General features: G+C 64.6%; 13 protein-coding genes. 8 read left to right on the top strand and 5 right to left on the bottom strand.

The genetic code is table 11. The annotated features are described in order from the left end of the window. Nucleotides 1-14: 14 nt before the first annotated feature. On the bottom strand, nt 15-779 hold the full coding sequence (gene thyX / locus ABQF30_RS07855) for an FAD-dependent thymidylate synthase (protein WP_448462222.1): 765 nt from the start codon (nt 777-779) through the stop codon (nt 15-17). Nucleotides 780-857: 78 nt separating this feature from the next. Here thyX and ABQF30_RS07850 point away from each other — a divergent pair, with 78 nt between their 5' ends. The 6 genes from ABQF30_RS07850 (at nt 858) to ABQF30_RS07825 (ending at nt 5,847) form a co-directional block, all read left to right on the top strand. Further along, complete coding sequence (locus ABQF30_RS07850) at nt 858-2,300, top strand: FAD-dependent monooxygenase (protein WP_448462221.1); 1,443 nt, start codon at nt 858-860, stop codon at nt 2,298-2,300. After that, nucleotides 2,297-2,881: an acyl-CoA-like ligand-binding transcription factor gene (locus ABQF30_RS07845; protein ID WP_448462220.1), complete on the top strand. Its 585-nt coding sequence runs from the start codon at nt 2,297-2,299 to the stop codon at nt 2,879-2,881. The genes ABQF30_RS07850 and ABQF30_RS07845 overlap by 4 nt, the downstream gene beginning before the upstream one ends. Before the next feature lie 339 nt (nt 2,882-3,220). Continuing rightward, entirely contained in the window at nt 3,221-3,436 is a 216-nt protein-coding gene (locus tag ABQF30_RS07840; RefSeq protein WP_448462219.1) for a hypothetical protein, read from the top strand. Between the two features lie 51 nt (nt 3,437-3,487). After that, complete coding sequence (locus tag ABQF30_RS07835) at nt 3,488-4,447, top strand: DUF3558 family protein (RefSeq protein ID WP_448462218.1); 960 nt, start codon at nt 3,488-3,490, stop codon at nt 4,445-4,447. 434 nt (nt 4,448-4,881) lie between these two features. Then, complete coding sequence (locus ABQF30_RS07830; RefSeq protein WP_448462217.1) at nt 4,882-5,340, top strand: hypothetical protein; 459 nt, start codon at nt 4,882-4,884, stop codon at nt 5,338-5,340. A 225-nt stretch (nt 5,341-5,565) separates the two neighbouring features. Then, entirely contained in the window at nt 5,566-5,847 is a 282-nt protein-coding gene (locus tag ABQF30_RS07825; protein WP_448462216.1) for a hypothetical protein, read from the top strand. Between the two features lie 31 nt (nt 5,848-5,878). On the opposite strand, the gene ABQF30_RS07820 is transcribed toward ABQF30_RS07825, so the two are convergent. After that, complete coding sequence (locus ABQF30_RS07820) at nt 5,879-6,667, bottom strand: FadR/GntR family transcriptional regulator (RefSeq protein WP_448462215.1); 789 nt, start codon at nt 6,665-6,667, stop codon at nt 5,879-5,881. 70 nt (nt 6,668-6,737) lie between these two features. On the opposite strand from ABQF30_RS07820, the gene ABQF30_RS07815 reads away from it, so the two are divergent. Then, on the top strand, nt 6,738-7,667 hold the full coding sequence (locus tag ABQF30_RS07815; protein ID WP_448462214.1) for a proline iminopeptidase-family hydrolase: 930 nt from the start codon (nt 6,738-6,740) through the stop codon (nt 7,665-7,667). Between the two features lie 29 nt (nt 7,668-7,696). Further along, nucleotides 7,697-9,106 carry an APC family permease gene (locus ABQF30_RS07810; RefSeq protein ID WP_448462213.1) on the top strand — a complete coding sequence of 470 codons (1,410 nt, stop codon included), beginning with the start codon at nt 7,697-7,699 and terminating at the stop codon, nt 9,104-9,106. Here ABQF30_RS07810 and ABQF30_RS07805 read toward each other — a convergent pair. Genes ABQF30_RS07805 through ABQF30_RS07795 form a run of 3 tightly spaced genes read right to left on the bottom strand, consistent with a single transcriptional unit; the run spans nt 9,086 to nt 11,645 of the window. Then, on the bottom strand, nt 9,086-10,285 hold the full coding sequence (locus tag ABQF30_RS07805; protein ID WP_448462212.1) for a winged helix-turn-helix domain-containing protein: 1,200 nt from the start codon (nt 10,283-10,285) through the stop codon (nt 9,086-9,088). The genes ABQF30_RS07810 and ABQF30_RS07805 overlap by 21 nt on opposite strands. A gap of 54 nt (nt 10,286-10,339) precedes the next feature. After that, nucleotides 10,340-10,822, bottom strand: coding sequence for a dihydrofolate reductase (locus ABQF30_RS07800; protein ID WP_448462211.1), 483 nt, complete (start codon nt 10,820-10,822; stop codon nt 10,340-10,342). 22 nt (nt 10,823-10,844) lie between these two features. Then, nucleotides 10,845-11,645, bottom strand: a complete 801-nt coding sequence (locus ABQF30_RS07795) for a thymidylate synthase (RefSeq protein ID WP_448462210.1) — start codon at nt 11,643-11,645, stop codon at nt 10,845-10,847. Nucleotides 11,646-11,681: the final 36 nt, after the last annotated feature.

The raw sequence follows: 11,681 nt of genomic DNA, 5'->3' as shown, positions 1-11,681 counted from the left end.
TTACCTGCTCGGTGTCACGCTTCTGTCGCGAGCGGGGAGCTTGCCACCTCTGTGCCATCAGCCAGCGTCGAGATGTCGAAATCGGAGAACACCGCGGGGGCGACGTCTACGAGTTGCCGCAGGCAGGCGATGGCCAGCCGGCGGATCTCGACGTCGGCGTGCTCACTGGCGCGCATTGCGATGAAATGCCGCCAGGCGCGGTAGTTGCCGGTCACGACGATGCGGGTTTCGGTGGCGTTCGGCAGGACCGCGCGGGCGGCCTGCCGGGCCTGCTTGCGGCGCAGCACGGCGGAACTTCCAGCGGCCTGATCGCCGATGAACTTCGCCTCGAGCTTCGAGAGCAGTTCGGTGTAGGCGGCGCGGCTGGCGTCGGCAGCTGTGGCGAAGATCTCGACCAGCTCCGGATCGTCCTCGAAACCGGGCGGCACCACCACCTCGGCGTCATGCTCCGGCACGTACCGCTGCGACAGCTGCGAGTAGGAGAAGTGCCGATGCCGGATCAGCTCGTGGGTTGCCGAGCGCGAGATTCCGGTGATGTAAAACGACACCGAGGCGTGCTCGAGCACCGAGAAATGCCCGACGTCGATGATGTGCTTGATGTAGCCGTCGTTGGTGGCGGTCTTCGGATTCGGCTTCGACCAACTCTGATAACAGGCTCGGCCGGCGAACTCGGTGAGCGCCTCGCCACCGTCGGCATCGGTTTCCCACGGCACGTCCGGCGGCGCCTGGAACTCGGTCCGGGCGATCAGTTGTACGCGCAGCGGCGCAATCTCGGCCACGCGCTCACCTTACTGTTGCCGACCTTGTATTCCGTGCGTTAGTCGCTAACATGTTAGTAACTAACATACGGAGTGGATATGAACGCGGACGTCGTGGTGGTAGGGGCTGGACCAACCGGACTCACGCTGGCCTGCGGCCTACAAGCGGCCGGTGTCTCGGTACGGGTCCTCGACAAGGCCGACGCTCCGGCGGTGACGTCACGCGCCCTGGGCCTGCAGCCACGGGGTGTCGAAGTGCTCGATCGGCTGGGCGCACTCGGTGATCTGCCGATGCGCGGCCTGCCGGTGCAACGGGTGGACGTCAACGTTGACGGGCGCCCGCTGGCCAGCCTGCCCATCGGTCGGCCTACCCGGCTGCACGGGCCTGCTGCTCTGTTGATGTCGCAGGCCGATATCGAGCAGGCGCTGCGCGATCGACTCACTGCGCTTGGCGGAACAGTCGAATGGGGACGCGCGGTCACCGGCTTGGTTGCCGATCAGGACGGCGTCACACTGCGGATCGGTGACGCCGAGATACGTGCGGGCTGGATCGTCGGAGCCGACGGCGCGCACAGTGTCGTCCGTAAATCATCGGACATCGAGTTTCCGGGCGTACCGATCATCGAGCGATTCCTGCTGGCCGATGTGCATGCCGACCTCACGCAGACGCGGGAGGGTGCCACCGCTTGGGTCAGTGGCACGAAGATGCTTGCCGCTTTCCCGCTGCCGGGAGACGACCTCTGGCGTCTGATGGCTCCTGCTCCCCTGGACATGCCGGACGAAGCCGGCCCGGACCAGATCGTGGGCTACATGGCGTCCCGGCTTCGCGACGAGGCCGGTGCCACGATCGCTTCGGTGGTCTGGACGTCGTCGTTCCGGATCCAGCGCCGCCTGGCCGACACCTACCGACGCGGCCGAGTGCTGCTGGCCGGCGATGCCGCCCACATTCACAGTCCGTTCGGCGGACAAGGCATGAACACCGGCATCGGCGACGGCGAGAACCTTGCGTTCAAACTCGCGCTCGTCGTCGCCGGTCGCGCCGACGCAACGCTGCTCGACACCTACGAGGCAGAACGGCGCCCCGTCGCCAGGGATGTGCTGCAGACGACGAGCGGTCTGACCGAGATCGTTGTCGGGCAGGGCCGGGCGGCGCGACTTGTCCGCGACCACATCGCCATACCGCTGTTGAACCGCTCGTGGATGCGGCGACGGATCGCGGAAAAGTCATCACAGCTTCAGATTTCGTATCGGAGCGGGCCACGTTGGCTGCCTGGATTGCGTACGGGTGATCGGATGGCCGATCAGAAGTGCGTGCGCGCCGACGGGTCGACGGTCCGGTTGTACGACGCACTTGGACCGTCGTGGGCGGTGCTCGGGCCGTCCGCGTTCGCCGATGTGGCGCGCGACCGACTCGGGGATGTCGTGGCTTGTCGCAACGACGGGGACGCGCTGTTGGTGCGGCCCGACGGGCATCTCGCTTGGCGTGGTTCGGATCCGGCGGCGTTGCGCGCCTGGCTCGCCACGACGTTGGGCAGGCCGTGACGGACTGGCGGGAACGCAAGAAGGCGGCCACCCGTCAGGCGATTCAGGACCAAGCATTGCGCCTGTTCGCCGAGAAAGGCTACGACGCAACGACTGTCGAAGAGATTTCGGCAGCGGCCGGTGTCTCCCACATGACCTTCTTCCGGTACTTCCCTCGCAAGGAAGAAGTCGTCGAGTACGACGAATACGACCCGATGATCGAAGAACTGATCGCCGCTCGACCGGCCTCAGAGCCTCCACTCGCGGCGATTCACCACGCAATCCGCGCCGGGTTGGAGATCGTTCTTAGCACCGACCGTGAACCGCTGCTGCAGCGGACCAGGCTCGTCCTGGGCAATTCGGCGTTACGGGCGCGAAATGTGCTCGCGCAGGACGAGACCCGAGCTTTGTTCGCCCGAGCACTGGCCCGCCGCGCCGGCCTGGATTCTCCCGACCTGGCCTGTGCTGTTCAGGCTGCGGCCGCGCTCGCCACGATCACGCCTGCAATCACAGCGTGGGCTGATAGCGACGGCGCGGATCTCATCGGGCTGATCGATGCGGCATTCGCCGGGCTGGCTGCGGGGGTGCAGCAAAGCCCATAGCTCGGACCGGGATCTGAACCGCCCTACGTCGCGGTCGGTTGAAACATCCGCTTCGTCAAGTGAGCCAAGAGACAGGGGTCGCACTATTCTTGGCGATCGCCGTCACCATCACTCCCGCAGCGGTGCTGACAACCGTTTCGCTTCTGACATCACGGTCGTCGCGCGCCCACGGCCTTGCCGTCAGTGTCGCGGGATCATCCGCCGTTGTTCTCCTCGGGGGAATTGTCTACGGCTTTTGGATAATCCGATGGTGAGTGACGTCGCAGCCAACCAGTTGAACTGTCGCTACGGTCCAGTTGGCTTGTCGCCGCGCTGGCAGGCATCCTTGTGGTGGATTTCGTGACGTGGATCTTCCTTCCATGGATCGTCGTAGCGATCTTCTTCCTCGTACCGTTCTTCCTGGTCGTGCTGGCGTCGTCCGCCGTCGTCGCACGGAGACCTGGGAAGGTGGGGCAGGCGGGAAACGGAATATTCATCGGCACCCTGTCCGGACCGCTGTCACTGCTCATTTTCATCCCGGCATTCCTAGTCGCGAGCGCCACGGGAGCATTCTGATTTGATTCTTGGGGTGAGCCTGGGTCGTCCAGGCGTCAGGGGGAGACAAACGTGCGACGCACCTGCGCCATATCGGCAGTGATCTTGTTGGCGGTTGGTTGCTCAACTGCCACGGACACGTCGACAACACCGTCCAAAACTGCGGCGGCGCCAGCGGCGTTGGCACCAGCGGAGGCAATCACGTGGGCTCGTGGGATCGATCCGTGCGCATTGATCGATCGCCAGACGTTCGAGTCGTTCGGCACCGTCAGCGCGATCGGAACGTCGTCGAACTCGACCTCTTGCGAAGCCCGCGTGGATGACGGCACCGAGCGCGGGATTGCTGTCAGTTGGTCAATTGCGCTCGCGCCAAACGATTTTCTCACCTCGACGCTTGGCACCATTGTGGACATCGACGGCGTCAAGGCACGCCGAACAGATGCTGCCTCAACCCTTGCGCCCGAGGTACGTGATCAACTCGTCGAAAGCGCCTGCAACTACGACATCGCCTTCGAGAATGGGATCGCGGTGCGCATGAGAGTGTCGATGGAACGCGATCGCAACGCATGCGCGACCGGCGAGTCGTTGGTGCGCGCGGTGATCTCGGAATGGCCCGAACACCCAGAACAGGGCAGCTCCCCAAACACAACGGTGACCGTCCTCACCGACGCCTCCCCATGTGCAGTGGTGCCGACATTGCAGCAGCCTCGGGAGGTGGTTTTCGACTGGAAAGGTCAATCCCTCACGTCGTGTTCCTTCACCGTCGACGGTACCGAGGTTTTGGTGAGTTTCGACTACCGCGCAAGGGAACTCGTGACCACTGGTGCCAATCCGGCAACCTTCGGAGATCACGCTGGCTACAGCGAGGTGTTTCAAGGAACGACCTTCGCTCGGGCCACCGTCGGTGAGGAGTTCGACGGCGTCGAAGCGGGCCGTCAGAGTCGACTCGTCCCTGTCGTTGAGGTCAACGGGGAAGACACTGCAGTCGTCTTCGATGTCATGGCATCGGTGCTGAATCAGATCCCGGCCTAAATCTAGGCGGGCAGTCGGCTGAGGCCTTCAATTGGTGCGCAGGCGACCGGCGCAGAAGTCAATTGCGCAAGGCCCGCTTGCACAATTGCCCGTCCGGCCAGGCCCCTGTGAACGCCCGCATGTAGTTGATGTTGCGTGGCGAGAATCCCTCGGCGCCGCGCTCACCGAAGCAGCAGCTGACTCACCGGACAGCCCACCGGCAGTCGCGTCCTGACGTACTTGTCGGACCGTTGGTTTTTACTGTCCTGTTCCCCCGAACACCGGGTGGCGGGATCACAGCTTGGAACCCTGCCCCGCCACCCGGTCCACCTACCTCGAAAGGAAGGTCTCTTCATGCTACGCACGATTGCGATGACCGCTGCCGCCAATGCAATTGGCGTCATGGTGGCTGGGCCCGCACATGCCGTCGGCAGCCGCCGGAAGGACACCTCGTCATGAACAGCACCGAGCAGCGAAACACTCTGGCCGTAGTTGTGTTCGGACTGGCATTGACGGCCGTCGGCTGTGTCGCTCCAGACCGATCCGTCGGCACCAGCACCGGCTCCACCGCATGGGCGTCTTCCCCGTCGGTGCCTGACACTCCTACCGCGGTGCCCCCGGTGCCGGCCGATTTCGTCATCGGCGTGATTGTCACCGAGCAGAAGTGCTTCGGCTCGGCGGGATGCAATTACCGCTACACCATCAATCCGCAGTACGTCAGCGCCAATCCACTGCCGGACAAGACCACAGTGGTTTTCAAGGTGACCGGAGGTGACCAGGATCAGATCGGCAACTTCACCATCAATGGCGACGGGACAGCCACCTTCGATAGGGAGACGTCGATCTCCGGACCCGAGGGTGCCGATCTGAGAGCCACAGTCACGCAGGTTATTCCGGACCGCAGTGTCCGGTAGGCCGCAGAGTGTCGCGCCTGCGCGATTGCCCCCGTCACCTTGCCCCACCCCTTACAAGCACGCGTTCCACAGCGAAAGAGAGGCCCGGGCAGCCGTAAGAGCAATGCAGAAGCGCGGCAAGAGCGGCAGGGGCAAATACTCCCCGCAGCGGCCCTACCGATGTCGTTGCGGCGCAATTCATCTTGCTCATATCGAGCGAAGCAGACAGTAGTGGAGGTAAGGACAATGAGCTACGAGATTCTCGACCTGGTGCGGGAACGCGCCAATGAACGGGATTGGGAGCTGATCTTCGACAGCGGTCCGAATGGGGACATCCGCACCATGGTGTGGGAGCACCCCTGTCCGGACCAGACCGGGCAGCTGATGGAGCTGGAGATCACCTTCAACACGGATGGCCGCGTGGTTCGCACGGAGAAGCGCCGGGGCGGAAAGTGGTGCCAGCGGACAACGCCAGCAACCGGTTTCGGATCGACTGAGGTGTGTATCGAGACCCTTGGGATGATCTGAGGCGCGGTCCGCACCGCCGATTCAGGGTCGGTCAGTCCGTGAGCACCCCGGCCCTGCGCATCGCGGCCGAGATGAGTTCGAAGTCGATCGCGACGTGGGCGCGGGCCAGCGCGTCGGCGTCGTCACCTCGACCGTCCGCGATCGCACCGATGAGTTCTTCGTGTTCGCGCAACGCCCGCAGTTCCATCTGCCGCATCGTCGCGGGCTCTCCCCACAGGTGTGCCGGCGCAGCGATGCTTACCGAGGCTTCGAGTTCGAGCAGTACCTGTTTGAGTACGGCATTGCGGGCAGTGTCCATGATCGCCAGATGCAACGCACTGTCTGCTTGCTGCGCGGGCAATCCGCTCTCGGCGGCCCGGTAGGTCTCCAGCCGCTCACGCAGCATCTGCGCGTCGCCCTCTGATCTGGACTCCGCAGCCGCGCGGCATACCGCGCCGTGGATCCGGCAGATGGCGTCACACCGGTCACGGAGTTCATCGGCCCGCATGGTCAGGGTGCGCCCCACCGCCGTGGTAGATGAGTCGGGCCATTGTTGGAGCACGTACGAGCCGCCACCACGGCCGCGCCGGGTCTCCACCAACCCGAGGTCGACAAGCCTGGCCAGGGCCGAGCGCACGGTCATCCGACCTACTCGCAGGGACGCGGCGAGTTCACGCTCGGCAGGCAGCCGCGCTCCGGGCAGGTATTCACCGAGCGCGATGGCGGTGACCAGCCGATCGGTGATCTCGTCGACTCGTGACGCGGAGTCCAACTCGCGTTCCAGCAGGCCGTGCACTGCGGCGCCGGTCAGGTGCGTCAACTGCGTCGTTCGTTCCCCCACGATGCCTAGAGTATCGATGTCTTGTGTTACTTCGCGGTTAATGGTCTTGCAATGAGACCTTTGATGTCTCATGCTGGCCGTCATGCCACGTTCGACCCGTATGGTGCCATTCCGCGGGCACGAGACCTGGGTTCAGGTCACGACGCCCGAAACCGCCCGCCCCGGCGCGCTGCCGCTGTTCGTCTTGCACGGCGGTCCCGGAATGGCGCACAACTACGTCGCCAACCTCGCCGCACTGGCCGACGAGAGCGGGCGCACCGTCATCCACTACGACCAGCTCGGCTGTGGCAACAGCACCCACCTGCCCGACGCGCCCGCCGATTTCTGGAACCCCCAGCTGTTCGTGGACGAGTTCCACGCGGTCCGCACCGCACTGGGCATCGACCGCTACCACGTGCTGGGTCAGTCCTGGGGTGGCATGCTCGGCGCCGAGATCGCCGTCCGAGGACCCGAAGGTCTCACTTCACTGGCCATCTGCAACTCCCCCGCCTCGATGCAGCTGTGGGTCGAGGGAGCTGCCGCGCTTCGCGCGCAACTGCCCGCGCAGACACTGGACGCGCTGGAGCGCCACGAAGCGGCCGGGACGGTCACCGATCCCGAGTATCTGGCCGCGACGCTGGAGTTCTACCGTCGCCATGTGTGCCGGGTCGAGCCGATGCCCCAGGACTTCGCCGACAGCGAAGCACAGATGGAAGCAGAGCCGACGGTGTATCACACCATGAACGGCCCCAACGAGTTTCATGTCATCGGTACATTGCGCGACTGGACCATCATCGACCGGCTGCCGTCCGTTACCGCACCCGTGCTCGTGGTCGCCGGGGAGTTCGACGAGGCCACCCCGCACACTTGGCAACCGTACGTCGACAAGATTCCCGACGCCCGCAGTCACGTGTTTCCCGACACCAGCCACTGCACGCACCTGGAGAAGCCCGAGGAGTTCCGCGGCGTCATCGCAGATTTCCTTCACCAGCACGATCTGGCCGCCGCGGCCCGGGTCTGACACCCAACCCCCGACCCGACAGGATCGTCATGGCCATCAACACTGGCGAAAATGCTGCGCCTCGCACCACTGGTGAGGGTCAGCGCAGCCTCGAATCGTTCGGCTACAAACAGGAACTCAGCCGGTCAGTCTCGACCGTCGACCTGATCGTCTACGGCCTGGTGTTCATGGTGCCGATCGCGCCGTGGACCATCTTCGGCACCGTCTACAACAGCGCCTCGGGCATGGTGCCGCTGGTCTACCTGATCGGCCTGATCGCGATGGTGTTCACCGCACTGGCCTACGCGCAGATGGCCAAGTCGTTCCCATTGGCGGGTTCGGTGTTCGCCTATGTGGGGCGCGGTGTCCACCCGAGGCTCGGCTTCTTCGCCGGCTGGGCGATTCTGCTGGACTACCTGTTGATCCCCACGCTGCTCTACGTTTTCGCCGCCGAATCGATGGTCGGCTTGTTCCCCGAAACCCCGCGCTGGGTGTGGGCCGTCGTCTTCGTGCTCGTGAACACGATCATCAACCTGCTCGGGATCGGGTCACTCAAGATCGTGAACCGGTTGTTCTTGGCCGTCGAGCTGGTATTTGTCGTGCTGTTCGTCATCATCGCGGTGCGCGCCATCAACGGCCAGTCACTTCCAGACGTCGGGTGGAGCACGTTGCCGATCTGGAACTCCGACGTAGTCAGCGCCCCGTTGATCGCGGCCGCCCTGTCCATTGCGGTGCTGAGTTTCCTGGGTTTCGACGGCATTTCGACGCTCGCCGAGGAATCGACCGGCAAGAAGAACCCGGCCGGCCGCGCGATGATCATCGCCTTGTTCGTGGTGGCCTTCCTGTTCATCACCCAGACCTGGCTGGCCAGCCTGTTGGCCGGCGGTCGGGAGTCGTTCACTGACGACGAAGCAGGCAATGCGTTCTTCCTGCTGGTGCAGGCCGCATCGAGCACGGGCTGGATGAACGCGTTCTTCGTCGTGAATGTGCTGGCCGTCGGCTTCGCGAACGCCATGGCCGCCCAGGCGGCCACCAGCCGGCTCCTCTACTCGATGAGCCGCGACCGTCAGTTGCCCGCGTTCCTGTCCACGATCAGCTCCCGCAAGGTGCCCATCGCCGCGATCCTGGTGGTCAGCGCTCTGAGCCTGATGCTGGTGCTGTTCTTCGTCGGCCAGATCGGCCTGATCTCCTCACTGGTGAACTTCGGCGCCCTGTTCGGGTTCAGCCTGCTGCACATCTCGGTGGCGTGGTACTACCTGGTGCGCAAGAAGTCGAAGAACTACATTCTGCACCTGGTCGTGCCAGTCGTGGGGTTCATGATCATCGGCTACGTGCTGATCAACGCCGACGCGCTGGCGAAGATCGGCGGCATCGTTTGGCTGATCATCGGCGCGATCGTGTTCGCCACCAACGTTATTCGGGGCCGCCGAGCGCCGCAGCTAGAGGAACTGTCGACGTAACGGGTCGGCGAGGTCACCGCGGTCCCCCACCTCGACCGCATCCACCCCAAGCCAACCGGCCATCGACGTCAGCTCGGCGGCCAGCGCGGCCGCCACACGTGACCGGTCCTGCCCGTCCTCGGTGAACGCGCCCGGCACTTGCAGTGCGCGGTCGGTGCGTTTTAGATCCACCCGCCCCACAAGTTGGCCGTCGAGCATGAACGGCCATACGTAGTAACCGAATTGACGTTTCGCCGCCGGCGTGTAGATCTCGATCCGATAGTGGAAATTAAACAGCCGCTCGACCCGTGGCCGGAAGAAGATGAGCGGGTCGAATGGGCAGAGCAATGCCGTCCCGCGGTCCGTGCCGGGCACTTTCTGTCCCGCACGCAGGTAGGCCGCCCGGCCATCGACTTCGACGGGCTCCAGTTCGCCGTCGGCGACCAGCTTGGCGATCGCGGGTTTGACCTGCTTGGCCGCCAGCCGAAAGTAGTCGCGGATGTCGGCTTCACTGCCGACGCCGAGTGCGGTGGCCGCGCGCAGGGTCAATTCGCGCACCGCGTCGTCGTCGCTCACCTCCCGGGCCAACACCTCTGGCGGCAGCACCTTCTCGGTGAGGTCGTAGTGGCGGGCGAACCCGACGCGTGTCGCCGTCGTCAACACCCCCGAGGACCACAGCGCCTCGGCCACCCACTTGGTCTCACTGCGGTCCCACCACGGACCCTTGCGGCCGCGCGGCTCGGACTCCAGATGCGCCTCGATCTGCCCGGCGGTGGACGGTCCCAACTCGTCGATGGTGGCGACGATGTCCTCGGCCAGCTTGGGGTTCTTCTTCACGATCTCGGTACCCCACCGACCGTGGGTGTACTCGCGCATACGCCACCGCAGCAGCGGCCAGTCCTCAACGGCCATCAGCGCCGCCTCATGGGCCCAGTACTCCACCAACAATCGCGGCGAACGCGCATTGTGCGACCAGGCCGCCCGGTCCAACACGTCGCGGTCATACGGCCCGAGCCTGCTGAACACCGGCGCATAGTGCGCGCGGACCGCCACGGAGACCGAATCCAGCTGCAGCACCTGGATCCGAGAGATCAACCGGCGCAGATGGGCGCGGCTGACCGCGGCGCTGGGCTTGGCTTCGCGAAACCCCTGGGCAGCGACGGCGATGCGGCGGGCCTGCGCCGCGGTGAGAGTGGCCACCCCGCCATCGTTCCTCACCCCACCGACAAGTTCCCTGCGCGTCGTCGCAAACGACTATGCCTGACGCCGGTAACTGTGGAACCGGTAGCGCAGTCCCGTCTTGCTGGTCCGCCACTCGCCGGCGGTGCCCACCCACGACTCGTCGAGCACCGGTGCCAGCACGTCACCCTCGGCGGGCGGCAGGTCGATGTCGATCTCGGTGACCTCACACCGGTCTGCAAACGCGAGCGCCTGCCCGTAGATCTGCGCCCCACCGATCACCCAGCCCCGGAAGACATCGCCCAGTTCGGTGACCACTTCTGCCCCGTCGGCCACGTAGTCCGGGTCGCGGGTGATGACGACATTGCGTCGGCCCGGCAGCGGTCGCACCTTGGCCGGCAACGATTCCCAGGTGAGCCTGCCCATCACCACGGTCTGACCGAGGGTTAGCTCCTTGAACCGAGCCTGGTCCTCGGGCAGCCGCCACGGGATGCCACCATCGCGTCCGATCACACCGGAGGTCGACTGTGCCCAGATGAGGCCGACACCCCCTGTCAACGTTCGGTCCTGCAAGCAGACCTCATACCGCGACAGGGGCTTTGATGGCCGGGTGGGGGTTGTAGTTCAAGATCGCGATGTCCTCATAGGTGTAGTCGAAAATCGAATCACGGGGCGCCAGAACAAGTTCCGGGTACGGCCTGGGATCGCGACTGAGTTGCAGCGCCACCTGGTCGACGTGGTTGTCGTAGATGTGGCAATCCCCGCCTGTCCAGACGAACTCGCCGACACCGAGGCCGGCCTGTGCGGCCATCATGTGCGTGAGCAACGCGTAGCTGGCGATGTTGAACGGCACCCCGAGAAACAAGTCGGCGCTGCGCTGATACAGCTGGCAGGACAGTTTGCCGTCGGCCACGTAGAACTGGAAGAACGCATGGCACGGCGGCAAGGCCATCTGCGGAATTTCGCCGACGTTCCAGGCCGACACGATGTTGCGGCGGGAGTCCGGGTCACGCTTGAGCATTTCCAGCGCATTGCTGATCTGGTCGATGTGCTCGCCCGACGGCGTCGGCCACGACCGCCACTGGACGCCATATATCGGACCGAGATCTCCTGTGTCACTGGCCCATTCATCCCAGATCGTGACCCCGTGTTCATGCAGCCAGCGCACATTGGAATCGCCGCGCAGGAACCACAACAGCTCGTAGATCACCGACTTGGTGTGCACCTTCTTGGTGGTGATCAGCGGGAAACCCGCACCGAGGTCATAGCGCATCTGATGCCCGAACAAGCTGCGAGTGCCGGTGCCGGTGCGATCGGATTTCGGCGTCCCCTGCTCGGTCACCAGGCGCAGCAGATCCTCGTAAGGCGTCTGGATGGGCACTCGCCCAGCTTACGTGCGGAGGCGAGGAGTAGAACA

It is taken from the genome of Mycolicibacterium sp. XJ870 (genome assembly GCF_053483975.1).
The sequence above is the reverse complement of the archived record's forward strand: the minus strand, read 5'-3'. Positions and strand labels throughout refer to the sequence as shown.